At 39.5% G+C, this 26278-nt stretch carries 26 protein-coding genes; 9 read left to right on the top strand and 17 right to left on the bottom strand.

Annotated elements, in window-relative coordinates:
- Positions 1 to 50: 50 nt before the first annotated feature.
- The gene (gene lpxK, locus DZC72_RS15350) at positions 51 to 1058 is read left to right on the top strand and encodes a tetraacyldisaccharide 4'-kinase (RefSeq protein ID WP_125223809.1); all 1008 of its coding nucleotides are present in this window, start codon (positions 51 to 53) and stop codon (positions 1056 to 1058) included.
- On the opposite strand, the gene DZC72_RS15345 is transcribed toward lpxK, so the two are convergent.
- The 9 genes from DZC72_RS15345 to DZC72_RS15305 form a co-directional block, all read right to left on the bottom strand.
- Positions 1039 to 3189, bottom strand: coding sequence for a hybrid sensor histidine kinase/response regulator (locus DZC72_RS15345; protein WP_317127164.1), 2151 nt, complete (start codon positions 3187 to 3189; stop codon positions 1039 to 1041). The two genes, lpxK and DZC72_RS15345, sit on opposite strands and share 20 nt — an antisense overlap.
- A gap of 65 nt (positions 3190 to 3254) precedes the next feature.
- Positions 3255 to 4265: a type I glyceraldehyde-3-phosphate dehydrogenase gene (gene gap / locus DZC72_RS15340; protein WP_125223808.1), complete on the bottom strand. Its 1011-nt coding sequence runs from the start codon at positions 4263 to 4265 to the stop codon at positions 3255 to 3257.
- A gap of 59 nt (positions 4266 to 4324) precedes the next feature.
- The gene (gene lipA, locus DZC72_RS15335; protein ID WP_125223807.1) at positions 4325 to 5200 is read right to left on the bottom strand and encodes a lipoyl synthase; all 876 of its coding nucleotides are present in this window, start codon (positions 5198 to 5200) and stop codon (positions 4325 to 4327) included.
- 103 nt (positions 5201 to 5303) lie between these two features.
- The gene (locus tag DZC72_RS15330) at positions 5304 to 5855 is read right to left on the bottom strand and encodes an RNA polymerase sigma factor (RefSeq protein ID WP_125223806.1); all 552 of its coding nucleotides are present in this window, start codon (positions 5853 to 5855) and stop codon (positions 5304 to 5306) included.
- Positions 5856 to 5881: 26 nt separating this feature from the next.
- Positions 5882 to 6085 (bottom strand): membrane or secreted protein, encoded by a 204-nt coding sequence (locus DZC72_RS15325; RefSeq protein ID WP_125223805.1) that lies wholly within the window; start codon positions 6083 to 6085, stop codon positions 5882 to 5884.
- A gap of 148 nt (positions 6086 to 6233) precedes the next feature.
- A complete protein-coding gene (locus DZC72_RS15320; RefSeq protein ID WP_125223804.1) occupies positions 6234 to 6992 on the bottom strand; it encodes an anti-sigma factor in 759 nt (252 codons plus the stop codon).
- 115 nt (positions 6993 to 7107) lie between these two features.
- Positions 7108 to 7668 (bottom strand): RNA polymerase sigma factor, encoded by a 561-nt coding sequence (locus DZC72_RS15315; RefSeq protein ID WP_125223803.1) that lies wholly within the window; start codon positions 7666 to 7668, stop codon positions 7108 to 7110.
- Positions 7669 to 7872: 204 nt separating this feature from the next.
- A complete protein-coding gene (gene murB, locus DZC72_RS15310) occupies positions 7873 to 8889 on the bottom strand; it encodes a UDP-N-acetylmuramate dehydrogenase (RefSeq protein ID WP_125223802.1) in 1017 nt (338 codons plus the stop codon).
- Positions 8889 to 10079, bottom strand: coding sequence for a pyridoxal phosphate-dependent aminotransferase (locus tag DZC72_RS15305; protein ID WP_125223801.1), 1191 nt, complete (start codon positions 10077 to 10079; stop codon positions 8889 to 8891). Before DZC72_RS15305 ends, murB begins: the two co-directional genes overlap by 1 nt.
- Positions 10080 to 10228: 149 nt before the next feature.
- On the opposite strand from DZC72_RS15305, the gene DZC72_RS15300 reads away from it, so the two are divergent.
- Positions 10229 to 11560, top strand: a complete 1332-nt coding sequence (locus DZC72_RS15300; RefSeq protein ID WP_125223800.1) for an aspartyl protease family protein — start codon at positions 10229 to 10231, stop codon at positions 11558 to 11560.
- Positions 11561 to 11608: 48 nt separating this feature from the next.
- Here the strand turns inward: DZC72_RS15300 and DZC72_RS15295 are convergent, their stop codons facing one another.
- Positions 11609 to 12001: a DUF1573 domain-containing protein gene (locus DZC72_RS15295; RefSeq protein WP_099545765.1), complete on the bottom strand. Its 393-nt coding sequence runs from the start codon at positions 11999 to 12001 to the stop codon at positions 11609 to 11611.
- 182 nt (positions 12002 to 12183) lie between these two features.
- On the opposite strand from DZC72_RS15295, the gene DZC72_RS15290 reads away from it, so the two are divergent.
- From DZC72_RS15290 to DZC72_RS15280, 3 genes are all read left to right on the top strand, one after another.
- Positions 12184 to 14814: a valine--tRNA ligase gene (locus DZC72_RS15290; RefSeq protein WP_125223799.1), complete on the top strand. Its 2631-nt coding sequence runs from the start codon at positions 12184 to 12186 to the stop codon at positions 14812 to 14814.
- A 105-nt stretch (positions 14815 to 14919) separates the two neighbouring features.
- Positions 14920 to 15087: a lmo0937 family membrane protein gene (locus tag DZC72_RS15285; protein ID WP_123803448.1), complete on the top strand. Its 168-nt coding sequence runs from the start codon at positions 14920 to 14922 to the stop codon at positions 15085 to 15087.
- A 131-nt stretch (positions 15088 to 15218) separates the two neighbouring features.
- Positions 15219 to 15809: a hypothetical protein gene (locus tag DZC72_RS15280; RefSeq protein WP_125223798.1), complete on the top strand. Its 591-nt coding sequence runs from the start codon at positions 15219 to 15221 to the stop codon at positions 15807 to 15809.
- Here DZC72_RS15280 and DZC72_RS15275 read toward each other — a convergent pair whose 3' ends face one another.
- Positions 15810 to 16295: a hypothetical protein gene (locus DZC72_RS15275; RefSeq protein WP_207891763.1), complete on the bottom strand. Its 486-nt coding sequence runs from the start codon at positions 16293 to 16295 to the stop codon at positions 15810 to 15812.
- Positions 16296 to 16320: 25 nt separating this feature from the next.
- A complete protein-coding gene (locus tag DZC72_RS15270; RefSeq protein WP_125223797.1) occupies positions 16321 to 17454 on the bottom strand; it encodes a transporter family protein in 1134 nt (377 codons plus the stop codon).
- A gap of 263 nt (positions 17455 to 17717) precedes the next feature.
- On the opposite strand from DZC72_RS15270, the gene DZC72_RS15265 reads away from it, so the two are divergent.
- From DZC72_RS15265 to DZC72_RS15250, 4 genes are all read left to right on the top strand, one after another.
- Positions 17718 to 18983, top strand: coding sequence for a sensor histidine kinase (locus DZC72_RS15265; RefSeq protein ID WP_125223796.1), 1266 nt, complete (start codon positions 17718 to 17720; stop codon positions 18981 to 18983).
- The gene (locus DZC72_RS15260) at positions 18980 to 19681 is read left to right on the top strand and encodes a response regulator transcription factor (RefSeq protein WP_125223795.1); all 702 of its coding nucleotides are present in this window, start codon (positions 18980 to 18982) and stop codon (positions 19679 to 19681) included. Before DZC72_RS15265 ends, DZC72_RS15260 begins: the two co-directional genes overlap by 4 nt.
- Positions 19682 to 19744: 63 nt before the next feature.
- The gene (locus DZC72_RS15255) at positions 19745 to 21004 is read left to right on the top strand and encodes a sterol desaturase family protein (RefSeq protein WP_125223794.1); all 1260 of its coding nucleotides are present in this window, start codon (positions 19745 to 19747) and stop codon (positions 21002 to 21004) included.
- Positions 21001 to 21765: a creatininase family protein gene (locus tag DZC72_RS15250; RefSeq protein WP_207891762.1), complete on the top strand. Its 765-nt coding sequence runs from the start codon at positions 21001 to 21003 to the stop codon at positions 21763 to 21765. The genes DZC72_RS15255 and DZC72_RS15250 overlap by 4 nt, the downstream gene beginning before the upstream one ends.
- Before the next feature lie 29 nt (positions 21766 to 21794).
- Here DZC72_RS15250 and DZC72_RS15245 read toward each other — a convergent pair whose 3' ends face one another.
- The 5 genes from DZC72_RS15245 to ftsH all read right to left on the bottom strand — a co-directional run bounded on the left by DZC72_RS15245 (position 21795) and on the right by ftsH (position 26277).
- Complete coding sequence (locus DZC72_RS15245) at positions 21795 to 22055, bottom strand: acyl-CoA-binding protein (RefSeq protein WP_125223793.1); 261 nt, start codon at positions 22053 to 22055, stop codon at positions 21795 to 21797.
- A complete protein-coding gene (locus DZC72_RS15240; protein ID WP_125223792.1) occupies positions 22030 to 22713 on the bottom strand; it encodes a phosphatidylserine decarboxylase family protein in 684 nt (227 codons plus the stop codon). The genes DZC72_RS15245 and DZC72_RS15240 overlap by 26 nt, the downstream gene beginning before the upstream one ends.
- Positions 22703 to 23506, bottom strand: coding sequence for a phosphatidate cytidylyltransferase (locus DZC72_RS15235; RefSeq protein WP_125223791.1), 804 nt, complete (start codon positions 23504 to 23506; stop codon positions 22703 to 22705). Before DZC72_RS15235 ends, DZC72_RS15240 begins: the two co-directional genes overlap by 11 nt.
- Positions 23507 to 23599: 93 nt before the next feature.
- Entirely contained in the window at positions 23600 to 24211 is a 612-nt protein-coding gene (locus DZC72_RS15230) for an LUD domain-containing protein (protein WP_125223790.1), read from the bottom strand.
- A gap of 62 nt (positions 24212 to 24273) precedes the next feature.
- Entirely contained in the window at positions 24274 to 26277 is a 2004-nt protein-coding gene (gene ftsH, locus DZC72_RS15225; protein WP_125223789.1) for an ATP-dependent zinc metalloprotease FtsH, read from the bottom strand.
- Position 26278 lies beyond the last annotated feature (1 nt).

The raw sequence follows: 26278 nt of genomic DNA, 5'->3' as shown, positions 1-26278 counted from the left end.
TTCAATAAATTATAAGGTTTTCAAAGATAAATTATTATAATTTCGTTCTGATGCAACTTTTAAGAAAACTTCTGTTTCCATTTTCTTTGGTCTACGCCCTTGTGGTTTACTTGCGGAACTTCCTGTATGACATTGGTCTTTTTTCCTCCCAAAAATTTGATGTGCCCATTGTGTGCATTGGTAATTTAAGTGTTGGTGGTACTGGAAAAACCCCTATGACCGAGTTCTTATTGGAGCTATTGAAGCCTCATTATAAAATAGCGGTTTTGAGTAGGGGCTATAAGCGCAAATCCAAGGGGTTTTTAATCGCTGACGCCAATGTTACTGTCGAAAATCTTGGGGATGAACCTTATCAGATACATCAAAAATTCGCGGATGTTACCGTCGCAGTAGATGCAAATAGGAGGGAGGGAATCCGCTTATTGACCAATAGCGTAAAACCGGAACTCATTGTTTTGGACGATGCTTTCCAACACAGAAAAGTAACACCTCATGTTTCCGTTTTATTGACATCCTATGGGGATCTGTATGTGGATGATTGGTATTTGCCCACTGGTAATCTGAGGGATAGCAAAAATGCCGCGCAACGGGCCAATTTTATAATTGTGACCAAATGTCCTCCAAATTTAAATGAGGAAGAACAAAATCATATTGCACAGAAACTGAAACATGGAATTGACCAAAAAGTACTCTTTAGCTGCTTGGCATATGATGGGATTTTATATGGTCTGTCAAACCAAATAAAAATGGATGCGCTGAAAGATAAAAAATTCACATTGGTCACAGGAATCGCCAATCCTGCTCCACTAATACTACATTTAAAGTCCCAAGGATTTACTTTTGAGCATTTGGCCTTTAAGGACCATCACTTTTTTACCCAAAAGGAAATCGGTTTTCTCAGTAAAAAGGAATTGATAGTCACCACTGAAAAGGACTATATGCGATTGAAAGGTCATCTATCCAACCTTTCTTATTTGCGCGTAAGCCATCGGTTTATTGGAGATGGCAAGAAAATTATTTTTGATGCCTTATCACAATTTATGACAGCGAGGTCCTAATCTTTTTATCAAAAATATTTTCCCCTATTTTTTGATAGAAAATCTCCGGTTTAAAGGGTTTTGTTACCACATCGTTACAACCCGCGGCATAGAAGCTTTCTACGCTATCGTCCAAAGAGATGGCTGTTAAAGCTATTATGGGGGTTGTTTGGTCGAACGTTCTAATTTGTATTGTTGCCTCTTCACCGCTAATTCCTGGCATATGGATATCCATCAATATGGCATCATATGTGTTTTCTTTGGCCAACATTACCGCCTCTTCGCCACTACTTGCAATGTCGCAAGTAATTTCCTTTTTGTTGAGCATTTTCTTGGTTATTACCTGATTGATCTTATTATCCTCAACAACCATGATGTGAAGCCCCTTGAAATCATATTCCCCTTTTGTAATTTCAAAGACTACCTCGTCCATGAGTTCCTCCTTACTTTTCATATCGATTTCAAAAATGAAGGAACTGCCTTCGCCTAGGGTACTTTGTAATTCTATTTTACTTTCAAAGAGACCTAATAGGCTTTTTACAATGGTAAGGCCCAGTCCGGTTCCACCATATTCTCTATTGATTTGTATGGAGCCTTGCTCAAAACCATCAAAAATGCTTTGCTGTTTTTCCTTGGAAATACCAATTCCGTTGTCCTTTACCTCAAAATAAATGGTAACATCTTCCCCGTTCTTTTCCTTTAGTTTACAAATTACCTCAACGATTCCACCCCTAGTAAACTTAATCGCGTTACCAATGAGGTTCATAAAGACTTGGGAAAGTTTTAATGGGTCGCTCATCAAATGTTTTGGAATTTCATTGTCGTAATCCAAAATCAATTTGGTCTTGTTTTCCTTGGCACTTTGCTGTAGGGAATCCATCACTTCATTAATGACCTTTTTAAGGTTGAACTCCATATTCAGTGGCTCCAGTTTATTGGCATCGATTTTATTGATATGAAGAATATCATTGATAAAGTTCAAAAGATAATCCCCAGAAAACTTCAAGGCTTTTAAATGTTCTTTTTGATGATCGGATGGATTTTCTTCCAAAAGTAGGTGGGTGAGTCCCGTTACGGCATATAGGGGAGTTCTTAATTCATGGCTCACAGTGGAAAGAAAGTTCGTCTTTGCCTCCATGGCCTGTACCGCCCCATCCCTGGCGACTTGTAACTCCCTGTTTTTTGTCTGTAAAAGATCGTTTGTCTTTAATTTAATCTGGTTGTTTCTATACAGGGAAACTGCCAATAGTGAAATTATAATTAGAAAGGCCGATGTTAAAATAGCTGTTAATTCTGACCTATTTTGGGACTCTTTCAGTTCTTGGATTGTATTGTCCTGTCTTGCAATCAGTTCAGTCTTGTAGTCATCCCTTATTTTATCGGCTGTTTTGGCTTCTACCTTTACCTTGTCAATGGTAAATAAGGAGTCTTGGATGTCCAATAAATTCTGGCTATTGGCCCATGCCTTTTGGTAGGCTCCCAATTTACTGTACACTTTTGATAAAAGTTCATTTGCCTGCCTTACCTCCAAAAAGAATCCATTGTTGTTGGCCAGGGCCAAAGCCTCTTCCCCATGTTTGGCACTCTCCTCAAAACTTTCCTTTTGGTAATTTAATTCGGATAAGCCTAAATGAGCCCGGGTGGATAAATAGTCCTTTTCGTAAATATCTGAGTTGACTATCAAGGAATTGAGGTTTTTGGCGGCGCTTTCATATTTTTCCAACTTCATATATACCATTGCTTCGGTAAGTAAAATATTGTTGAAAAAATTTCTGTCGTTGTTCAACTGTTTCGCTTCGTTCAACATAAACAAGGCCTGGTAGCTTTGATCTGCCTGAAAGAGCAGAATTGCCTCAATGTATTTATGAATGGCATCCCCGTAGGGATAAGCTATATCCGAAAGTAAAACACTGGCACGATCCCAATAGAATTGGGTATCACTTTCTTTATCCAATTTAAGATAGAGCAGGGCCAGCTCGTGATAACAATCGATCAATCCTTTTACATCTTCATCTTTTTCTGCCTCTTCCGCGGCTTTGTCCAAGGTCTCTAGGGCCAGGTCGATCTTATTCTGATTTCTGAGTTTTCTGGCCTCATCAAAATAGGGGTCCATATTACGAACGGGAACTGAATCTTGAGAATAGAGGGACACTCCCACTATTAGAAAAAGAAAAAGCGGGAAAAAATTGAAAAGTTTTTTATGAAAGCAAGTCTTTCTCAAATGTACTTTTTCGTTGCCATTAAATGAATAAGGTCGATAATTCTACTGCTATATCCGGTTTCATTGTCATACCAGCCAATTATTTTTACCATTCGCCCAATAACCGAGGTCATTAGAGAATCAAACGTACAAGAATAAGAACTATTGTTTATATCCACAGATACAATAGGGTCTTCCGTGTAATAAAGAATGTTTTTTAGTTCATTTTTTGACACTTTTTCAAAAGTATCATTAATTTCCTGTATTGTGGTATTTCTTTTAACATTGAAAGTAATATCTGTCAATGAGCCATTTGGTACAGGTACTCGTATTCCGCAACCGCCAATGACCTCTTCCAATTCTGGAAAGATCCTGGTCAAGGCTTTTGCCGCTCCTGTAGTTGTGGGCACTATAGATTGGCCCGCGGCCCTTGCCCTTCTTAAATCCTTGTGGGGTTGGTCGTGCAAGCTCTGGTCTGAAGTATAGGAATGGATAGTTGTAATATAGGCTTGTTCAATACCGCAGAGGTCATTGATAACCTTTATCATGGGCGCGGCATTGTTCGTAGTACAGGATGCATTGGAAATAATATGGTCCTCTTTTGTTAAGATGGACTCGTTTATTCCATATACGATCATTTTGATATCCTGCTCTAAGGGGGGTACGGAAAGGATAACTTTTTTTGCACCATTTTTAATATGGTGTTCCAAAACCTCCAAGGTTTTGAATTTTCCGGTACTTTCAATTACTATGTCGACTAGATCATTACCCCAATCAATATCTTTTGGATGCGACTGGTTGGAAAGTTGCACTTTTTTACCATGTATCATCAAATGGTTTTCGCCATGATGGACCGAACCCTTGAAAATACCATGGATACTATCATACTTTAGAAGGTGGGCCAATGTTTGCGCATTGGCTAAATCATTTATGGCTACCACTTCTAAATCTGGGTGGGCTTGAACCAACCTAAGAAATGTCCTGCCAATTCTTCCAAATCCGTTGATTCCTATTCTAATTTTTTCCATTGAAGAGACAATCAAACCATAATCCTCATAAGTCGCAATTTATATAAGGAAATCATGATTTAATCAATGTGTTTATGTGCCTTGTAGGAAGATCGTACCAAGGCACCACTTTCTACATGTCTAAATCCCATTTCAAGACCTATTTCCTCGTATTTTTTGAACTGTTCCGGGGTAATGAATTCTTTTACGGGAAGATGTTTTTTTGATGGCTGTAAATACTGTCCTATGGTAACCACGTCCACATTTGCATCCCTTAGATCTCGCATTGTTTGAATTACCTCTTCCTCAAGTTCGCCAAGACCTAGCATTATGCCGGACTTTGTCCTGTTGACGCCATTGGCGCGCAAATAACGCAATACCTCCAAGCTACGTTCATATTTTGCCTGTATTCGTACTTCCCTTGTTAATCGTTTAACGGTTTCCATATTGTGGGAGACCACTTCTGGGGAAACTTGAATGATTCTGTCTAAGTGCTTTTCTACACCTTGAAAATCGGGAATAAGGGTCTCTAAAGTGGTATTGGGGTTCATTCTTCGAATGGCTTTGACCGTTTCCGCCCAAATGATGGACCCCATATCCTTGAGGTCGTCTCGATCTACGGAGGTAATTACCGCATGCTTAATCCCCATGATTTTAATGGAACGGGCCACTTTCTCGGGTTCGGCCCAATCCACATGTTCCGGACGTCCCGTTTTGACTCCACAGAAACCACAGGATCTAGTACAAATATTACCCAGAATCATGAAAGTAGCAGTGCCCTCTCCCCAACATTCACCCATGTTTGGGCAACTACCCGATGTACATATCGTATGCAAATCATACTTGTCCACCAAACTTCTAAGTTGGGTATACTTCTTACCCGTTGGAAGTTTTACCCTTAACCATTTAGGTTTTCCCTTAGGGGGAGCTACATTTTCTTTTACTGCTATGGACATGCCTAATTTTTTTACAAATATACGAAGTAAATAGTGTATTATTCAATCGTCGAAATCGATGCTCATAATGCCAATTTGTAGCAGAGCTAAAGGTATGGGGGAACTATCTTTTGTCTCTAATAACTTCGGCCAGGAGCTTTTTGGCCCGAAGAATCTTGACCTTGATATTGTTAATGGGTTCGTTCAGTTTTTCTGCGATATCTGCATAGCTGAGCTCATTGAAATATCTAAGATTTATTACTTCTTGATAATGGGGTTTTAAACTTTTGATATCACGTAACAAATCTGCTAGATTCTGTTCTTGGATAAGTTGGTCCTCCATGGATGGGGCATCGTCATGGACACCTTTTATGGCATCATCGTTTCTTCGGGAATCCAAAAGGTTTTTCTTTCTTTTTCTCACCAAATCAATGTGAATGTTTTTTGATATTGTAATCAACCAAGTCTTAAATGTGAACTGATCATCGAAGGTGTCGATTTTATCAAAAGCCTTGGAAAAGGTTTGAATGGTAATATCCTCCGCATCATTTTCGTTTTCAGTACGTTTTAACTGAAAACCATAAACATCGTTCCAAAACCTGTCCAGTAACCTACTAAATGCTATCTGATTACCTTCTTTGGCCTTGATGATAATGTCATTGATTTCGTCTGTCAATAGTTCTTGGATTATTTAAAAATCCCTTACATGGAGGTGGCTTCTTGTTTGCAGTCCTGTTCTTCGGGCAATTTACCGCACATGCTGCACGCTTGTCCGTCCTTATTAAGATACGGACTCTGGCTGGCACAGGTTCCTGCAAATTTTCCGTCTTTTTTGGCCCATATTTTTATGGCTATTCCAGAGAAAGCCAATGCCAAAAGTCCAACTGTGAGGAGTATAAGTTTCATTTTGTATTTTTTGTTCTGCTATATGAAATGGGTTTCTTAAACCCAAGTTGTAAAATGTGGGTAATAGACCGCTCTTCCCAATAAGGATACAAAGGTAAAAAAATAAAGCCCCAATTTGGGGCTTTAAGACTACTTTATAATTTATCGACTAATAGGCAATATTTGCTACAATATTGTCAACCGTAGGGATTTGATTACCACCTTTAGGTTCTATGGTAATATAACCCATTGCATTTTCAGCATAAGGAAGTGCCAACAGTTTTTGACTGTCACCCGCCTCTTCGATAATGCCCAAATTCAACATTTCGCCATTAACCTCTGCCCACATCTGAAAACATTGGTCTTCTGGTAAATGGGGAAGGTTGCTTACGTTGATATAGGATAACTTCTTAACGGGGTTAATGTAGGCCACGGCTTTCAATTCCTTAGCCTTTTTGTTGCCGTTTACATTGTATTTTCTAGTGCTTGGATTGTTAAGAACGATGAATTGGTTTCTAACATCTTCCAATTGTTGTTTCATATCCGCTTCAAGCAATTTAATCTTGTTGCTGACCATGGAATTTTCCTCCTGTAAATTCTGGTTTTGGTCCCAATAGAAGTAAGACGATCCTGCGAATATCATTGCCACGATACTTGCAGCGATGGCAAACCTGAAGAATTTCTTTCTTCCTACCTGTTCTGATTTTATGCGCGCCGTAATCTTTTCCTTTAGGCCTTCAGGAGATTTAATGGCGTGCAGTTTGGCGAAAATTTCCAAGCTTTTCTGCAATTCATTATAAGCTTCACGTACCTCTGGATACATAGCTATGTATTGTTCCACCTTCATGGTTTCCATTTCCGTAGTGGTACCCAGTAGATAGCTCTCCAATAAATCGCCCTCCAAGAAATTTTTAATTTTATCTTTCATCTGTTTATTTTTTGTATTTCATAGGCCATACCTTGGTTTCGTTCAGCATAGGTATGCTTATTGCCAATCCCCAAATTTCTTACTACATCAAGATTTCTATAGACTTATTTCATAGTTACACGATATTCAATAGAAGCAAAAGTACCGCAGGCCCGTAGACTTTCCTTAATTCACGTAAGCCAATTTTTAACCTGGATTTAATCGTTCCCAAAGGAATGTCCAATTCTTCGCTTGCCTCCTGCTGCGTCATTCCTTGGAAAAACAAAGCATCTAAAACGATTTGATACTTTTCCTCAATTTTATCCAGATGTTCTTGAACGTCCATGAATTCCGGTCTTGTACTTTCAACACCTAAATTATATACGTCAGAAACGTCTATTTGGATTTCCTTATCCGATTTTGTGTTCAAACTTCTCAATTTATCAATGGCCGTATTCCTGGTAATACGGAACAACCATGTAAAAAGCTTAGCCTTCGTGGGATCGTAGGAGTCGGCCTTTTTCCAAATTTTCACGAAGCTCTCCTGCAAAACATCTTGGGCAAGTTCCTCGTTTCTAAGGACCTTGTTGGCAACTCCCAGAAGTGTATCCCCATAGTTGTCATAAAGAAGGGAAATTGCTTTATCGTTCCGCTCCTGCAATAGTTCAACAATATGTTTTTCCAGTAGTATGCTCATAGCGATTAGAGGATGCTTATTTTATTTTGATTTGCAAGATCCAAGGAAAGGTTTCAGTCCGTATATCCATAAACGCTAATTTATAAAATTGATTGCTAAAGCGGCGTTATCTAAAAAATTATGTTATAAGTGAGCAGCTGGTAACTGCCACTTAGTTTTTGGTTAGTTTGGTTTGGTATAACCCCTAGGATTTTATTCTAGGGGTTATTTTATTAGATTAACCTCGGGTTGAATGGTAATGCCGAATTTAGACTTCACATCCGCAATAATTTTATGGGCCAAATTTAAAATATCAAGCCCTTTAGCATTGCCATAATTCACCAAAACCAACGCTTGTTTCTTGTGTACCCCGGCATCTCCGAACCGTTTGCCCTTATAGCCACTTTGTTCAATGAGCCAACCTGCAGGAATTTTAAATTCTTCTTCCGAAACTTTATAAAAGGGAGCTTCAGGGTTTTTAGCGATGAAATCCTCAAATACTTCCTTGGATATGACAGGATTCTTAAAAAAGCTTCCGCTATTGCCCAATTCCTTTGGGTTGGGCAATTTACTGTTTCTAATAGTTATGACAGCGTTCGAGATGTCGACTATACTTGGGTCCATGTTGTTGTTCCTTGCCAATTCCTCGCTAATGGCACCGTAGTTCGTATTTAGTACGTGGTTCTTTTTGGTAAGCTTTAATGTTACCGAAGTAATCACGTACTGATCCTTTCCTTCGTTCTTAAAAAAGGAATCCCTGTACCCAAATTGGCACTCTTCCTTTGTAAAATGTACCAACTTTTGGTCTGCCATTCGTATGGCCTCGCAACTTACAAAAACATCCTTTAGCTCCACTCCATAGGCACCAATGTTCTGAATGGGTGCGGTACCCGTATTTCCTGGTATCAAAGACATATTTTCAAGACCTCCAAAATTATTTTCAAGGGTCCATAACACCATTTCATGCCAGTTTTCACCGGCCATTACCTTAATTTTTACAAAGTCCTCATCCTCATTTTGAATATGAATCCCTTTTATGTTGACATAGATGACCAAGGCATCTATATCCTGTGTGATTAGCATATTGCTTCCACCACCCAAGATAAATTTATTTTGATAAGTGTCATCGGCCAGAATGTCCTGGAGTTCTTGAACCGAGTTTATTTCAATAAAGAATTTTGCCTTGGCATCAATACCAAAGGTATTGTAGTCCTTTAGGGAATAATTCTTGTATATTTCCATCAACCGATGTAGGTTTTAAGTGCCTCGCCCAGAATGTGAACGGCCCTTTTAAGGGTGGGACGGTCGAGAACGTAGGCAATCCGTATTTGGTTCTTGCCAAGTCCTTCCGTGGCATAAAACCCCGCAGCGGGAGCTACCATGACAGTTTCATTATCAACCCTAAAATCCTCCAATAACCATTGGGCAAAATCGTCCGCATCCTCAATGGGAAGTTCCGCGATGCAATAAAAGGCTCCTTGTGGTTTGGCCACCACTACGCCGTCCAGTTTTTCAAGTTCGGAAATCAGCAGGTTCCTTCTGGACTCATATTCCGTTTTTACCTCGTCAAAATAACTTTGGGGTGTTTCCAAAGCAGCTTCGCTCGCTATTTGGGCATAGGTTGGGGGGGAAAGTCTTGCCTGTGCAAATTTTATGGCCGTTGAGATTACCTCTTGGTTCTTTGATACCAGGAAGCCAATACGGGCTCCGCACATACTATATCTTTTGGAGACTGAATCCACTATGATCCCATGATTCGCCAAAGATGGTTCCTGTAGAATGGAATAGTGCTGCCTGTCGTCGTACACGAACTCTCTGTATACCTCATCGGCAATAAGAAATAAATCATGCTCTACTACGATTTTTGCCAGCTTTTTGATTTCCTCCTCGCTATACAGGTAGCCTGTGGGATTGCCAGGATTGCAAATGAGAATTGCCTTTGTTTTGGCTGTAATCAATTTTTCAAAATCCTCTATGGGCGGCAGTGCAAAGTTATTCTCGATTTTGGATACAACCGGAACCACCTTAATACCGCTTGCCGTGGCAAAACCATTGTAGTTGGCATAGAATGGTTCTGGAATGATAACTTCATCATCCGTATCCGCTATACTTCCCATGGCAAAGGAAAGTGCTTCGGAACCGCCAGTGGTAACTATAATATCATTGGCCGTAACCTCGATTTGATTCTTATGGTAGTAGGCCGCTATTTTCTCCCTGTAACTTTCAGAACCCTCCGTCCTGCTGTACTCCAACACCTTAATATTGTTTTTTTTAACCGCATCCAAGGCAATTTGAGGGGTCCTAATATCAGGTTGTCCAATATTCAGATGGATCACGGTTGCACCTTTTTTTTTGGCACTTTCCGCAAAGGGAACCAATTTTCTAATGGGGGATTGCGGCATGGCCAGCCCTTTTTGGGAAATCTTAGGCATACAAATTACTTTTTGGCAAAATTGGTGAATGATTGGGTAATCTACAATTTATGGACGGTTTATTTCCGGTTTTTTTAGGAATGTTAAAATTCAGGTGGGTGAAATAATAATTTTGTATCTTGATGAATGTCAATCAATTGTAAACGAATATGTTAGCAGAAATCAAACATTTTTTTCTTATTCTGTTACTGGTACTGCCAATCTACGGCGTTGCACAGGGCTATTTCCTTCCCGATAATCAAAGGTTTGAGAAAATCAGGTTTGAGTTGATAAACAACCTGATTGTTATTCCAATCGATGTCAATGGAACCCAATTGTCCTTTGTCTTGGATTCTGGTGTAAGCACCCCAATATTGTTCAATCTTGCCAACAAAGACTCCTTGGAATTAAAGAATGTATCTGAAATCACCATTAACGGGCTGGGCGAAGGGGAACCCATAAGTGCGTTGAGCTCGCAGGGAAATTACTTTAAGTTGGGGAATGTTCGGAATTTTTCTCAAAAACTATATGTTGTGCTGGATGCAGGAATCAATTTTTCCCCAAGTTTGGGAGTTCCCATTCATGGAATAATAGGGTATGATCTATTTAGGGATTTTCTAGTCGATATCAATTATTCCGGCAAGACAATCAAGTTCTATAACCCCGAAAGTGCGGGACCAAAATTGGGAAACCGCTTTGAAACGCTCCAAGTGGATATTATCAACAGAAAGGCTTATATGAATGCCCATGTTTCCTTAAAGGGAGCCAAGGATATTCCCATTAAGATGTTATTGGATACAGGTAGTAGTGATGCAATTTGGCTCTTTGAGGATGAACGGATAAAATTGCCCAAGGATTATTATGAGGATTATTTGGGAAAGGGTCTGGCTGGTGATATTTTTGGCAAGAGAACCAAGGTGGAAGCAATCAGAATTGGTGATTTTGATCTATCCGATGCAAAAGCAGCTTTTCCTGATATGCTCTCTTATAGTAGCATTAAGGATTTGGGAAATAGAAACGGTAGTTTTGGCGGTGAAATGCTAAAGCGATTTAATATTGTTTTTGATTATCCTAACGGCAAAATCAGTCTTCGAAAAAATTCAAACTTCAAAAAACCATTTCATTACAATGTAAGCGGCATTGACCTACAACATGCCGGGGTACGATATGTATCCGAAAGAATAGCCGATGTGAATGGAATCGTGGAAAGCGACCATCGCTCTTATGGGAACGTACAAATTTTGCTGGAAGGCGCAACCCGATTAAGTCTTGTGCCTGAAATTGTGGTTTCCGGTATTCGATCCGGTAGTCCGGCGCATTCGGCAGGATTACAGGAAGGGGATATAATTTTGGCGGTCAATGGGAAAAGAATACACCGGTATAGGATTCAGGAAATTATGGAAATGTTAAATGAAAAGGAAGGCAAAAGGGTAAAAGTACTTGTGGAAAGGGCCAATAGCAATTTGTTGTTCAGTTTTGTCCTGAAAGACCTCTTCAAATAAAAAGCCCTCACGTATTGGGAGGGCTTTGAATTCTTTTGGAATTAGGGGTTACTTGGTTCCACTTGTGGCTTTTACTTCCCCTTTAATCTTTAAAATCTTTGTTGGGGTATCCGCATTAGAAGTTACGGTAATCGCCTTTCTTATGGGTCCAACACGATTGGTATCATATTTTACCTGGATTTCACCGGTTTTGCCTGGCATGATTGGGTCTTCCGGTTTTTTAGGAATCGTACATCCACAGCTAGAACGTACATCACTTATAATCAAAGGGGCACTTCCTGTATTAGTGAATTCAAACACACGAACACCGTCCGTACCTTTTTCGATTTCACCGTAATCCACGGTTTCCGATTTAAACTCAATTTTTGCCGCGTTATCTTGGGCCTTTAAGCTCATTGTAACCAATCCGACAAACAATACAAGTACAATTTTTTTCATCATTTTTAATTTAGGATGAACTTCAAAATTAATTCTTTTCAGAACAACTCCAAAATCCTTTTGTTATACTCTAACGTTACTTATTTTTGTTTCGTATTTTATTTTGGAAAAAACGGTACGGATATAATAAATATCTATTCCGTTTTGTTTTTTCCTCCCAACTCAATTCAAAAACTGTTCCAAAAATGGAAATTCCATCAAAATATGAGCCAATTCAGGTAGAAAATCGTTGGTACGATTACTGGATGCAACATAATTACTTTCATTCCACTCCCGATGAAAGAGAAGCCTATACCATTGTAATTCCGCCTCCCAATGTGACAGGGGTGCTTCACATGGGGCACATGCTGAATAATACGATACAGGATGTATTGATAAGAAGGGCCCGCTTGAAGGGAAAAAATGCTTGTTGGGTACCTGGAACTGACCATGCATCCATTGCAACCGAAGCCAAGGTTGTGGCCAAGCTTAAAGAACAGGGAATCCATAAAAGCGAGATTTCTAGGGAGGAATTTCTTAAACATGCTTGGGATTGGACGCATGAATACGGTGGTGTTATCCTTGAACAGCTCAAAAAGTTAGGTTGTTCCTGTGATTGGGACAGAACGGCCTTTACCATGGATAAAGTGCGCTATGAAAGCGTTATCAAAGTATTCGTTGATCTTTATGAAAAGGGACTTATTTACAGGGGATACAGAATGGTCAATTGGGACCCAGAGGCCAAGACCACTTTATCCGATGAGGAGGTAATCTATGAAGAGAAACAAGGCTTGTTATATTATTTGGAGTATTCCATTGAGGGGTCAGACAAAAAAGTAACGATAGCAACTACCAGACCGGAAACGATCCTTGGGGATACGGCCATTTGTATCAATCCCAACGACGAACGCTACGCCCATTTAAAGGGAAAAAAGGCCATTGTGCCTCTGTGCAATAGGGTAATACCCATTATAGAGGATGATTACGTGGATATTGAATTTGGAACAGGTTGTTTAAAAGTAACTCCGGCCCACGATGTGAACGACAAGGCTTTGGGGGAGAAGCACAACTTGGAAACCGTTGATATTTTTAATGACGATGCAACGCTAAATTCCTTTGGTCTGCACTATGAGGGCAAGGACCGTTTTGTCGTACGAAAGGAAATAGCCAAGGAATTGGAGGAAAAGGGGTTTTTGGTAAAAACGGAACAACATCTCAATAAAGTAGGGACCTCAGAACGCACAAAAGCAGTGATAGAGCCCCGGTTGTCCGATCAGTGGTTCTTAAAAATGGAGGAATTGGTAAAACCTGCCATAAGGGCAGTTTTAGAATCGGAGGAAATTAAGTTTTTCCCAAAAAGGTTCGATAATACCTACCGACATTGGATGGAAAATATTCGGGATTGGAACATTTCACGACAGCTTTGGTGGGGACAACGCATTCCGGCCTACTATTTTGGTGATGGTCAGGAAGATTTCGTGGTGGCTATGGATGAGGAAGATGCATTGGCAAGGGCCAAGAAAAAATCTGGAAACAAAAATCTGGCCTTGACAGATTTAAAACAGGACGCAGATGTTCTGGACACCTGGTTTTCTTCGTGGTTATGGCCCATAAGTGTGTTCAATGGAATTTTGGAACCGGAAAATGACGAGGTAAATTATTATTATCCTACCAATGACCTGGTCACAGGACCTGATATTATTTTCTTTTGGGTGGCACGTATGATCATTGCCGGTTATGAATACCGGGATTCCAGACCGTTTGAAAACGTTTATTTCACTGGTTTGGTACGGGATAAGCAGCGCCGTAAAATGTCCAAGCAACTGGGAAACTCCCCAGATGCCTTACAATTAATCAAGGAGTATGGTGCAGATGGAGTTAGGGTGGGATTGTTGCTAAGTTCCGCCGCCGGCAACGATTTAATGTTCGATGAAGATCTGTGTCAGCAAGGAAAGAATTTCGCCAATAAGATTTGGAACGGGTTCCGTCTTTTGAAAGGGTGGGAAGTAGCGGATCTGCCACAACCGGATGCATCCAAACTAGGAATCGAATGGTACAAGGCAAAGTTCAACCAAACCTTGAAGGAAATCGAGGACCATTTTGGGAAGTATCGTATTTCCGATGCCTTAATGGCCATTTACAAGTTGGTTTGGGACGATTATAGCTCTTGGTTGCTAGAAATTATCAAGCCCGCATACCAGCAACCCATCGATAGGAAATCCTTTGAGGAAGTCATCCATATTTTTGAACAAAACCTAAAGTTATTACATCCCTTTATGCCATTTTTAACAGAAGAGGTATGGCAGCATATTTCGGAAAGAGATCCTTCCCAAGCTTTGATCATATCCAATTGGCCTGAACTTTATGCTGCGGATGATACCCTTGTAGGCCATTTTGAATTTACCACTGAAGTGGTAGCCGGAATAAGGACCATTAGAAAGGAAAAGAACATTCCCATGAAAGAATCTTTGGAACTTTTGGTGTTGAACGAGGAAAATAGGGTTGCTGATTGGGATTGTATTATAGGTAAATTGACAAATCTTTCCTCAATCTCCTATGTGGGCGATACGGTAGATGGTGCCTTGTCCTTTCGGGTAAAATCCAATGAGTATTTTATTCCAATGGGTGGTGCCATTGATGTGGATGCCGAAAAAGCCAAAATAGAGGATGAATTGAAATATATCAAAGGATTTTTAATTTCGGTAAAGAAAAAGCTTTCCAACGAAAGATTTGTAAACAACGCCCCGGAACAGGTCATTGAAATGGAACGAAAAAAACAGGCCGATGCCGAGGCTAAAATTGAAACCTTGGAGAAAAGCCTTGCCAACTTGGGATAATAGGGAGTCATTGGATATCCAAATGGGTTAATAATCAAAGTGTTTAAGTTCGATAGTTGAATCATTATCAGCTAATTTACCATCGAATCAAAAACACTGAAAATTATGAAAAGTCTATTATGGTTAGTTGCGGTAATTTGTATTATCATTTGGTTATTGGGTATGTTAGGTGTAGTGCCAGGCCTGGCAACGGGTAGTTTGCTTCACATTTTATTGGTTATTGCCGTTATCGTTATTCTTTACAATATTATATCGGGACGTAAGCCGCTTTAAAAAATTTAAACCATTTGATGGACCAATCCTAAAGTAGGATTGGTTTTTTGTTTTAGGCCATTGGGCATCGTTTCGGACTACGAAATTTGAACACATTATTTTGTATCTTGAAAGGATAAAATCGACCTATTATGAAATATATAGTAGTATGCCTTGCACTTTTTTCTTTTGCAGGGCTATTTTCCCAAGACGGAACAGGAAAAATTTTACCAAAGGAAATTCAGATTAAAACGGCCATTTTACCGGTACCCAAAGGCAGCAGTACGGATACCATGGTTTATGGCTACAATGAGAATGGGGGCTTGGTAGTTCTTCGTGAGGGTACAAGCAATATGGTCTGTTTGGCCGATGATCCCAATAAGGAAGGAATCAGTGTTTCCTGTTACTCTAAAAAATTGGAACCATTTATGAAAAGGGGACGGGAGCTCCGGTCCCAAGGAAAGGATGTTATGGAAATACGGGAAATTAGGGGAAACGAGATATCCCAGGGAACTTTGGATATGCCCAGGGAACCTAGTATGATGTACGTATATTATGGCACGGATGCCGATTATGACGCAACTACCGGGGAGCTGGCAAACGGACAGTTCAGATATGTCATCTATATTCCTTATGCTACAACGGAATCCACAGGGCTGCCCGATAAACCCCATGCCAAAGGGATGCCATGGTTGATGGATCCGGGCACCCATAGGGCGCACATCATGGTGGGACCTAATTGATTATCTGAATCTAAAGATTCTTCTTAGGGACAATTCCGGATCAATATTTTCCTCTTTTGTTTTTTCGATAGGGGTCTCTTCCTCTATCGTTTCCATCCAAAGCACACCCAAAGCTCCCATGATTATCAGGTTTTTGATGATATATTGCCCTAAGAGCGTAAGGGTCAATAAACCTTCATTAAAAATAAGTTCCGGGAAGTAAAGCAGTGGTGTAAACGTAAGAAGCATGTGTACCATCGCTAACCGAACCGTACCCCTTTTTTGAAGGTTAAAAAGAAAAAATACTCCTACTAGGACTTCCCAGAAGGCCAAAAGCAGTATTGAAATATTGGAAGGTATCAATGAAAAGGTGAGTTCGTCAATGGTGTTTATGGCCAGTTCTTCTGCCGGACTAAGATTAGGAAAGAATTTAAGTCCCCCGAACCATAAGTAAACAAGTCCTATGGATATTTGTAAATAACGTTTTTTGATGTTTTGAATTTTCATTTGGCAGGTATTTAGACTGGTTAATTTATTTAAAACTGTCTTGAAGTTCTGGCGCTATTTTTACTTTGCTATTGGCAAAACGATAGGAAACCCCTAGGTTTATCACATAATCGGAAAAGGCGGCATCCCCGTTCCTTGGGGTGCCCGTAAGCTGTTGGCTCTGTAAGTCCGTGATACTTTGTGGCCGTTCCCTGCGAACCGCAAAAGGCACATTGAGGTTGATTACAAAATTACTTTTCATAAAACTTACCCCGGGATCCACGGAGAGTACATTCCCAGGCCTTCTGAACCCTTCGTTCCCGCCGAATAAATCCTTAACCGGGACACAATCAAATCGGGCACCTAAGGAAGATGAAAAGGTTGGAGAGATGTTGTAGCTCAGGCCGGCTCTCAGCGAATATTGGTCCGGTACGGCCATAATGGCCTCGTTTTGCAGAATGGGGCTCAGCGTTTCCCTGAAGGTCCTTACCCCATTGGTTTCCCTAGGGTTGATGAGATAAAATCCGCTTGCATAGCTAAAAACATTTGTGGTTATTTTTTGATAGAATTGAAAGTCGATTGTAACGCCAAAACCTCCATCACCGGGTTGAATGGACTGGTCCACAGGCCTTGTTTGAGGTTCCCCATTGGGTCCTACATTATAAAAAATATCCGATGCGTTGTAGTTACCCGTTGGGAGTTTTACGCCCAAACCCAAGGCCAGATTTCCGTTCGGAGATTTTTCCATATCAAATAACCAATAGCCAAAACCAAACCTAATATCTGCCAGCCCCCTAGAAAAAGTTACGTTCCTTTCGTTGCGCCCGTGTTCATATAGCGAGGACCGTGTATTGATAACCTTTGGAATCGTAATACTGGCGTATACCCTTTCACTGATACCATATGTCGCAAAAAAGTCCCAAGCATGGGAATGGTTAATTACTTCCGTATTGTTGGCGAGTCTATCAGGTTCTTCCTCAGTACCCCTAAAATGTCTAAAGGATTTAAAATAACGGTAGTTGACTCCAATTTGTAAATCTCCGGTATTCAACAAGTTGTTCTCAAGATTACTGCCCACACAGGAAGAAAAATGCCGTATGGCGACACAGCCTTGGGCATTTATGTACTTTAACGGATAACATAAGAATAGAAGAACGATGAAGTATTGATTTCTTTGCATGATTGAAATTATATTTAGTTGGTTGTTAGGAATAGCGGAGGTAAAAAGCCAACTCCACGCTACAAGGAGTTGGCCTTTAAAACAATATGTAATAAACAATAACTAAACTCAAGATTAATTTCTTAACATTGACAAACTTAGTGGATTTGGGAGCCCATAAGGATTAAGTGCAGGGTAAAGAGGTTTAAGAAAAGGTTAATGCGATTAATGGAATATTAATTTTCAATAATAAGCATAATTATTTAGGTTAATTCGTAAGGATTTTGAAGAAGAGATATATTTATATAGCGTTGTTTTTGGTATCAATCGTAGGTTTAACAATTGTTCAATATAAATATTTACGGATTGGTCTTAGTCTGGCGAAAGTACAGTTTGGGACTAAGATTGAGAAGGTCGCAGAGGTGGTGAAGGAAGGTTTAAGGGAACATAATAGGCTCACGTTTTTAATGGGCAGTGCCATGGAAAGAGATACTTCTTTTTTTAGGGTTTCCGTAGATAGCCTTGAAAAAGTTTCCAATATGTTCCTAGAGGACTTTATAAGGGAACAATTGAAGTATCAGGAAATTGAATCTGAATTTTCTTATACCCTTTTTTCCAAGGATAGCGTTTATATTATAAATTCATCAAATGAACTCGAATTGGGCGAAAGCGCAGTCTCTTATCCGATTGAATTGGAAGGTTATTTTCCCGAGTTGTTGGGGAAACCCATCGTATTGGATCTTAAATTCGAAAATCTTCATCAGTATTTTTTAGCTAAATTAAATGGATTAACATTTCCCAGTATATTATTCCTGATAGGTATTTGTGTGACTATTTTCTGGGTTTTGCGCACCTATTATTGGCAAAGTAGTGTCATAACCACGACCAATGAGTTCATTAATAATCTTACCCATGAATTAAAGACCCCTGTATTCTCTATTGGTTTGGCGACCAAAATCCTGGATGAGACCGCCACCGAAAAACAGAAGCCCGTGTTGGGAATTATCAGGCAACAGGTGAACCGTTTGTCCGGCCACATAGAAAAGGTTTTGGAGCTGGCCAGTTTAGAATCTGGTAAAAGTGTGATTACCTTAACAAAAGTAGACTTCAAACCATATTTGGAGACCCTATGTTCTGAATTCAGAACATTGGTAGCCATAGAGAACGGATCGTTTACATATGATTTAGAAGGAAAGGAATATATGGTAAATGCTGAAGTCTTTCATTTGGAGAATGCGATCAATAACATTTTGGACAATGCGAAAAAATATTCTTCCAAACCTGAAATATCTTTGAACGCCTATCAAGATGGCAATCGGCTGATTATAGAAGTGACCGATAATGGGATAGGGATTTCAAAGGACGATGCGCATAGGGTGTTTCGCAAGTTTTATCGAGTGACGAATGGCGATCTTCATAATGTAAAAGGGTATGGCCTTGGGCTTAGTTATGTGAAAAAAGTAATAAAAAAACATGGGGGGCGGGTACACATCGCTAGTAAGGAGATGAAAGGAACAAAAGTCAGTATAACAATTCCAATGTTGAAATGATGGCAGAAAAAAAAAGAATTTTATTGGTCGAGGATGACGATGCCGTAGGGTATTTATTAACTGAATATTTGAGTATGAAGGGTTTCGATGTTTCCTGGGCAAAACATGGAAAGGACGCCTTGGTAAAATTGGACCAAACCAAATATGACTTGGCCGTATTGGATGTAATGATGCCCCAAATGGACGGTTTTACCTTGGCAGAACGGATAAATGAAAATTTTTCTGAATTACCCTTCATTTTCCTAACGGCAAAGTCCCTAAAAGTAGACGTACTTAAAGGGTTTTATTTGGGTGCGGTGGATTATCTCAAAAAGCCAATAGATGAAGAGGAATTGGTCATACGGATCGAAAACCTTTTGTCAAGATTGGAGAAACCGGTCAATACAGGAAAAGCTATTGAAGTATTTACAATTGGTAAATATGAATTCAACTCCTTAAACCAGGAATTAATGGTAGAAGGCCAAAAGATAAAACTAACCGTTAAGGAAAGCGAACTGCTTAAATATTTGGTGGATAAAAGAAATCAGTTGTGCCCTCACAAGGATATTCTCATCAAGATTTGGGGTAAAAATGATTACTTCAACAAGAAGAGTCTAAACGTTTTTATCACTCGATTGAGAAAATTTTTGGAAAGGGATGGCAATATTAAAATCGAGAATGTTCATAGCAAAGGTTATATTCTACGATATGAACCTTAAGAACAGTTTGTATATTGGATTTAATATAGGAGTTCGTATCTTTTAATTATCAATTTTAAAGTCTTGGAAACCTACGCAACCGCATTGTTATACGCCATACCTTTTTTTATGCTCCTTATGGTACTGGAAATGGTTTATGGTCATTTTGTAAAAGACCAAAAGTATACGGTTTTGGATACTGTTTCCAGTATAAGCTCCGGACTGACCAATATAATAAAAGACTCCTTAGGCATTGTATTGGTTTTGATATCCTATCCATTTTTACTGGAGCATCTAGCCATTGCAAAAATTGAAACTACCTGGTTAACATGGGTTATTGGATTTATAGCCATAGATTTTGCAGGGTATTGGAACCATAGATTGAGCCATAAGGTCAATTTTTTCTGGAATCAGCATGTGATTCATCATAGCAGTGAAAGATTTAACTTGGCCTGTGCCTTAAGACAATCCGTTTCCAATTTATTGGGCTATTTCCCTTTTTTATTAATACCTGCGGCCCTGCTAGGTGTCCCCAACAAGGTAATAGCCATTTTAGCCCCCATTCAACTTTTTGCCCAATTTTGGTACCATACGCAACACATAGGTAAAATGGGTTGGTTGGAATATATTTTCGTAACCCCATCACAGCACAGGGTGCACCATGCCATAAATCCTGAATATATAGACAAGAATTTGGGACAGGTTTTTTGTATTTGGGACCGGATGTTCGGAACGTTTCAGGAAGAATTGCCCCATGTGCCCCCGCAATATGGAATTTTGAAACCTGCAAGAACTTGGAACCCGATCCGCATTAATTTTCAGCATCTTTGGAGATTATGCTTGGATGCTTGGAGAACCCGGAATTTTTGGGATAAAATCAGGATTTGGTTCATGCCAACTGGTTGGAGGCCCAAGGACGTAAAGGAAAAATTTCCCATGGCGGTTATCACCGATGTCTACCAATTTGAGCGCTATAGTACACCAACGACCAAAATGTTCAACGCCTATTTAATTTTCCAATTGGTCCTATCCCTGATACTGTTGTTGTTTATGTTCGGAAATTTTGGTAACCTTTCAGGTGTCGAGTTGTTGGTGTATGGAGGCTTAATCTTTCTGGGTATTTATGGATATACCTCTTTAATGGATGGCGATCCGTATGCCATGTGGATTGAAGTTTTTAGGTCCCTAGCGGGTTGTGTGCTCATTTTTTTGACTCGGGATTGGTTTGGGTTGAATGCCCTTTTTCCTTTTGGAAAAACATTGATTTTCATATACTTTTTATCTACCATTGCAGGCGGTATTTATTTTTCAAATTCGTTTAAAAAGAAAAGAATATTGGCATGATCAGACCTTATATTTTGGCCGAAACCAATTGGAAACATCTGAAGGATGAACAATTTCAATTGGCCGTTTTACCCTGGGGCGCTACAGAGGCCCATAATTACCACCTCCCTTATGCAACGGATAATTATCAAGCGGAGTCCATAGTTTCAGAATCGGCAAGGATGGCGTGGGAGCATGGGGACAAAGTAGTTGTCTTGCCCACAATTCCATTTGGAGTGAATACCGGTCAAAAGGATATCTATTTGGACATCAACCTAAATCCAAGTACCCAATTCGCTATACTGAAGGATATAATTACCGTTTTGAATGAGCAGGGTATATATAAATTACTAATATTCAACGGGCACGGCGGAAATGATTTTAAACCCTTAATACGCGAGTTAGGATTGTTGTTTCCAAAGATGTTCATCAGTTTTTGTTTTTTTCCACAGATGTTGGATAAATACCAATATTTTGAAAATAAAGGGGATCATGCCGATGAAATGGAGACAAGCCTAATGCTATATCTACGAAATGATTTGGTCCTACCCAAGGGAAGCTGGGGCAGTGGCGACCATAAAAAATTCAAAATAAAGGCCTTTTCCGACGGCGGTGTATGGGCGGAACGTGAGTGGTCCAAGATAACACTTGATACAGGTACCGGAAATCCTGAATTGGCCACCAAGGAAAAAGGGGAAAGATTTTTCAAGGATGTTTGCGCCAAAGTAAGCAAACTTTTTACGGACTTATGCCATGCCAATTTGGATGATCTATACGAGTAGACGACTCCTAGAGGGGTATTTGTTTTTAATTAGGATTTTAATTCCTTATCCACCAATTTTATATATTCCTTCATGGCATCCTCCATATTGATATTTTGTGCCTGTATTAGGGCGTTCGCCTTAAAGGCATTGATTAAAGGTGTCTTACTTCCCGGATTGTTGTAATTTTTATTGGCCACTTTATAATAGGCATAAAGTTTAAGCAAAATATCCGCAGGTATCGGAAACTCGTACTTGTTTACAAAGACAACGGCCTCTTGAAATTCAGTATGTAGATTCTTCTTGCTCATTTGGATCAACATAGGATGCGATACAGGTCATTGCCCCTTTGACTTTTTGTCCTAAGGTTACGTTTATTTGGCAGTTTAAAGGGAGAAAAACGTCAACACGTGATCCAAACTTGATAAAACCTGAATCTTCCCCTTGTTGCACACTTTCGCCTACTTCAGCATAATTTACGATTCGCCTTGCCATGGCCCCAGCGATTTGTCTGAATAGGATATCCCCAAATTTTGGTGTCCCAATTACTACTGTAGTCCGTTCATTTTCCTCACTAGATTTTGGATGCCACGCAACTAAATATTTTCCCGGGTGATATTTTGAATATTTTACCCTTCCGCTGGCCGGATACCTTGTAACATGTACATTGATAGGGGACATAAAAATGGAAACCTGTTTACGCTTCCCATGAAAATATTCCATCTCCTCAACTTCTTCGATAACCACTACTTTTCCATCAACAGGAGCTAATATTTCGTCAAATGTTTTGTTCGCACGTCTTTTAGGATTCCTAAAAAATTGTAGAATAAGGATGAGAATAACCAGAGCCGATATTTGAATCCCAAGCTTTAACCAAGAAGTGTAGACATAGAAATGCGCCAATAAAACAGCCATTGCCGTGATAAAGAAAGTTATCAAAATAATTTTCTGGCCTTCTCTATGAAACATAGGTAAAAATGTTTAAAGTTAAATATGCAAAAGGAGCGGCAAAAACCAAACTGTCCAACCTGTCCAACATACCGCCATGCCCTGGCAGTATGGCACCACTATCCTTGACTCCGGCAGCTCTCTTTAATTTGGACTCTATCAGATCTCCTAAACTACCCATAACAACGATTACACTTGCCAAGAGCATCCATTGGATCGGTCCTATAATTTGCTCCTGCGTCCCCATAATGTAAGCTGCACCTAAGGCAAAGATATAACCTCCTACCGTTCCTTCCACCGTTTTTTTTGGAGAAACTATAGGGAATAATTTGGTTCTCCCAATGGTTTTCCCAACAATATAGGCAAAAGAGTCATTAACCCAGATAAGTATAAAAATACCCATTATTAAAAGTTTCGCAAAGGCATCATTTTTATAGGGAATCATTGTAAGAAAGATGCATCCACCTCCAATATAAAATAACCCGATCATAAATTTATAAAAGGTGGAAAATGTTTTTTGATTCTTTGAAAAGAGATAGATCAATAAATATACATCTATGAAAATTGTGATAAACATTAAGATATTTATCAGAATTTGGTCGTGAATCAGGTAAATATAGGCCCACCATAAGGAGAGATAGGCCAAAAAAATGTAATATCCTTTTAATTTTACAAGTCTTTTGTATTCATAAAGACAAGCAAGTCCGAATACCATAAAAAGAAAATCGAAAGCGTCTGAGCTAAGAAAAACAGCGGATAATAATAGTATTATATACACTGCACCCGTAAGTGATCTTCTTAAAACCTCTTTCATCTGATTCTATTTAATCTTATTAATAAGTCAGATGTGATGCTCGAATTATCAAGAACGGTGGAATTGAAATATGCTACTAATAGGCATTTCATACTATAAATCTTCCAGCAATAAAAGATAAAGATTTTTAGTACTACTTCCGTATGTTAGAAAATCGTCTGAATTTTCTTCGGTGGCTTTGAAATGTTTAAGTGTAGTAATATTCGCAGGAATAGAAGGACCATATTTCTTTTTTATGGTTTTGAGACCTTCCCCAATGGATTCTACCAATTGACTTGTTGTGGCGTAAACGATAACGTTACTGGGCAGTTCATTTACTTTCTTCTCAATCAACTGATTGGAACAGACCAATATACTGCCATTTTGGGCAATCAAGTGTTCACAAGTAGTCAAAAAAACTTCGCTCTCCTTTGTATTATCTGTAAATGAAAGATTTTCCCTGGAAAACTTTTTTACCAATTGGGGGTTCATGGCGAAGAATGGGTGGTCTTCCCAACCATTTTCCTCAATTATATTGGAAATGGCCTTTAATACTTCTTGTTCAGATATGCAATAGATAAACTTGCCGCCATTTTTTTTAAAATGGATAGTGAATTTTTCGTCTACTGGGAGAGACAGATCTGGCATATGTTCACCACGTGTTTCCGCAGTTTCCTTAGAAATATTCTTTTTTCCTCCACCAAATAAGATATCTAAAAGCCCCATTTAAAACATTGATCTAACAATAACCCTTTTGCTCCTTTGATTACATTGAACGATTTACATAGTTAGCTATTTTCAGCTACTTTTTCGTCTTCTTCAGCATTTTTTTTGGACTCAGAGGCTTCCCGTTCATTTTTTTCAGCTTCCTGGATGTCCTTATCAAAAGTTCTTTTGCCAAATATTTTTTCCAAATCCTCTTTAAAGATAACTTCTTTTTCCAATAGTCTTTGGGCCAAAGTGGTAAGTTTATCTTTATTATCGGTCAAGACCTTTATGGCCCTTTGATATTGGGCCTCAATGATTTTGGATATTTCCTCGTCGATTTTCCTAGCGGTCTCCTCACTATAGGGTTTGGAGAAACCATAGGAATCTTGGCCTGAGGAATCATAATAGGTTAAATTACCAATGGTATCGTTCAAACCGTAGATTGTGACCATGGCCTTCGCCTGTTTGGTTACTTTTTCCAAATCACTCAAGGCACCTGTTGAAATCTTGTCAAATATAACTTTCTCAGCAGCTCTACCTCCCATTGTTGCACACATCTCGTCCAGCATCTGTTCCGGCCTTACAATAAGTCTTTCTTCGGGTAAATACCAGGCGGCACCTAAGGATTGTCCCCTAGGTACAATGGTTACCTTTACCAAAGGAGCAGCATGCTCTAGCATCCAGCTAACGGTTGCATGACCTGCTTCATGGTAAGCAATGGTTTCTTTCTCACCGGGAGTTATAATTTTGTTTTTCTTTTCCAGACCTCCTACTATTCTATCAACGGCATCCAGGAAATCCTGTTTATTTACGGCCTTTTGTTCTTTTCTAGCGGCAATCAGTGCGGCCTCGTTACAAACATTTGCAATATCGGCACCGGAAAATCCGGGAGTTTGTCTGGCTAGGAAATCCAAATCCAATGTTTCGGCCGTTTTTATTGGTCTTAAGTGTACTTCAAAAATCTCCTTTCGTTCTCGGATATCTGGAAGGTCCACATAAATTTGTCTATCGAATCTCCCTGCACGCATTAAGGCCTTATCGAGAACATCGGCACGGTTGGTTGCCGCCAATACGATAACATTGGTGTTAGTTCCAAATCCATCCATCTCGGTAAGAAGCTGATTCAGGGTGTTTTCCCTTTCATCATTAGATCCTGTAAAATTATTTTTGCCCCTTGCCCTACCAATGGTATCGATTTCATCAATAAAAATAATCGCTGGGGATTTGTCCTTGGCCTGTTTGAAAAGGTCCCTAACCCTTGAGGCACCTACTCCCACGAACATTTCCACAAAATCTGATCCTGATAGTGAGAAAAAAGGAACTTTTGCCTCTCCTGCAACGGCCTTGGCCAATAGGGTTTTACCTGTACCTGGAGGTCCTACTAGCAACGCCCCTTTTGGAATTTTTCCTCCAAGAGATGTGTATTTGTCTGGATTTCTTAGAAACTCTACAATTTCCTCAACCTCTTCTTTGGCACCTTCCAATCCCGCAACATCTTTAAACGAAGTTCTGGTATCCGTTTTTTCATCAAATAGTTTTGCCTTGGATTTTCCAATGTTGAAAATTTGGCCTCCGGCTCCACCGCCTCCGCCTCCAGACATCCTTCTCATTAGGTAAATCCATATACCAATGATAAGAACAAATGGTAACAATGAAAGTAAAAAGTCTAAAATGGCAGTGGATTCTTTACCAAATTCAATGATGGTATCAAGGTTGTTATCCTTTTTTATCTCGGTGATTTCATTTTGAAAAATCTGTAGATCTCCATAATCCAAGGTGTATTGGGGCACAGTGCCCGAAGTGGGTAAAAACGATTTTTCAGAAACGTCCTTATGAACCTCCTTGGTCATCGCCTCATCCGTAAGAAATACCTTTGCCTGATTGGTATTGGTAATAATCAATATTTTCTTAACATCCCCATTTCTTAGATATTCCTGTAATTCTGATGTAGTCGTTTTTTTGGTACTTGCCAAATCGTCGCTACTGAACAATTGAAATCCAATAAGCAATACTGCTACCAAACCATAGATCCACCAAGAGCTGAATTTTGGCTTTTTGGGACTCGTACTATTCTCTTTTGCCATT

The sequence above is a fragment of the Maribacter algicola genome, from assembly GCF_003933245.1.
GTDB lineage: Bacteria > Bacteroidota > Bacteroidia > Flavobacteriales > Flavobacteriaceae > Maribacter > Maribacter algicola.
Note: the sequence above shows the minus strand (reverse complement) of the source record. Positions and strands in the feature narration are given on the sequence as shown.

Bases quoted from the DNA above. Each gene is read 5' to 3' on its own strand.
- DZC72_RS15295 (WP_099545765.1), bottom strand. From the start codon at position 12,001: ATGATGAAAAAAATTGTACTTGTATTGTTTGTCGGATTGGTTACAATG.
- DZC72_RS15230 (WP_125223790.1), bottom strand. From the start codon at position 24,211: ATGGGGCTTTTAGATATCTTATTTGGTGGAGGAAAAAAGAATATTTCT.
- DZC72_RS15290 (WP_125223799.1), top strand. From the start codon at position 12,184: ATGGAAATTCCATCAAAATATGAGCCAATTCAGGTAGAAAATCGTTGG.
- lipA (WP_125223807.1), bottom strand. From the start codon at position 5,200: ATGTCCATAGCAGTAAAAGAAAATGTAGCTCCCCCTAAGGGAAAACCT.
- DZC72_RS15300 (WP_125223800.1), top strand. From the start codon at position 10,229: ATGTTAGCAGAAATCAAACATTTTTTTCTTATTCTGTTACTGGTACTG.
- lpxK (WP_125223809.1), top strand. From the start codon at position 51: ATGCAACTTTTAAGAAAACTTCTGTTTCCATTTTCTTTGGTCTACGCC.
- DZC72_RS15325 (WP_125223805.1), bottom strand. From the start codon at position 6,085: ATGAAACTTATACTCCTCACAGTTGGACTTTTGGCATTGGCTTTCTCT.
- DZC72_RS15320 (WP_125223804.1), bottom strand. From the start codon at position 6,992: ATGAAAGATAAAATTAAAAATTTCTTGGAGGGCGATTTATTGGAGAGC.
- DZC72_RS15280 (WP_125223798.1), top strand. From the start codon at position 15,219: ATGAAATATATAGTAGTATGCCTTGCACTTTTTTCTTTTGCAGGGCTA.
- DZC72_RS15240 (WP_125223792.1), bottom strand. From the start codon at position 22,713: ATGTTTCATAGAGAAGGCCAGAAAATTATTTTGATAACTTTCTTTATC.
- DZC72_RS15285 (WP_123803448.1), top strand. From the start codon at position 14,920: ATGAAAAGTCTATTATGGTTAGTTGCGGTAATTTGTATTATCATTTGG.
- DZC72_RS15250 (WP_207891762.1), top strand. From the start codon at position 21,001: ATGATCAGACCTTATATTTTGGCCGAAACCAATTGGAAACATCTGAAG.
- DZC72_RS15305 (WP_125223801.1), bottom strand. From the start codon at position 10,079: ATGCCTAAGATTTCCCAAAAAGGGCTGGCCATGCCGCAATCCCCCATT.
- gap (WP_125223808.1), bottom strand. From the start codon at position 4,265: ATGGAAAAAATTAGAATAGGAATCAACGGATTTGGAAGAATTGGCAGG.
- DZC72_RS15235 (WP_125223791.1), bottom strand. From the start codon at position 23,506: ATGAAAGAGGTTTTAAGAAGATCACTTACGGGTGCAGTGTATATAATA.
- DZC72_RS15245 (WP_125223793.1), bottom strand. From the start codon at position 22,055: ATGAGCAAGAAGAATCTACATACTGAATTTCAAGAGGCCGTTGTCTTT.
- DZC72_RS15315 (WP_125223803.1), bottom strand. From the start codon at position 7,668: ATGAGCATACTACTGGAAAAACATATTGTTGAACTATTGCAGGAGCGG.
- ftsH (WP_125223789.1), bottom strand. From the start codon at position 26,277: ATGGCAAAAGAGAATAGTACGAGTCCCAAAAAGCCAAAATTCAGCTCT.
- DZC72_RS15260 (WP_125223795.1), top strand. From the start codon at position 18,980: ATGATGGCAGAAAAAAAAAGAATTTTATTGGTCGAGGATGACGATGCC.
- DZC72_RS15275 (WP_207891763.1), bottom strand. From the start codon at position 16,295: ATGAAAATTCAAAACATCAAAAAACGTTATTTACAAATATCCATAGGA.
- murB (WP_125223802.1), bottom strand. From the start codon at position 8,889: ATGGAAATATACAAGAATTATTCCCTAAAGGACTACAATACCTTTGGT.
- DZC72_RS15270 (WP_125223797.1), bottom strand. From the start codon at position 17,454: ATGCAAAGAAATCAATACTTCATCGTTCTTCTATTCTTATGTTATCCG.